This is a genomic window from Desulfovibrio sp. OH1186_COT-070, from assembly GCF_003860215.1.
Lineage (GTDB): Bacteria > Desulfobacterota > Desulfovibrionia > Desulfovibrionales > Desulfovibrionaceae > Desulfovibrio.
In genome coordinates, this window is the sequence record NZ_RQYH01000274.1 from 1 (window position 1) to 231 (window position 231).

The window sequence follows — 231 nt, forward strand, 5'->3', positions numbered from 1 at the left end:
TAGAAGCCATCTCATAATCAAAAGGGTTTGAGTTTGGAAATTTTCTAGACTTTTCCGTCCATTTCCCGCACGAAGTGGGAATGGACATCACCAATGAGCAGTGGGAACGACTCGCGCCCCTTCTTCCCGACAGCCCCAAGGGGCCGAGAGGACAAGGCAGGCCGGTGCTCAATGAGCCCCGCGCCATCCTGAACGGAATTCTTTGGATTCTGCGTACAGGCGCGCCGTGGA

Annotated in this window: 1 protein-coding gene; it reads left to right on the forward strand. The window is 55.0% G+C overall.

All coding sequences use genetic code 11. The features are described 5' to 3' along the window. Positions 1–80: 80 nt before the first annotated feature. Positions 81–231 (forward strand): transposase (locus EII23_RS12825; protein ID WP_148091314.1); only part of this gene is annotated, 151 nt, incomplete at its 3' end.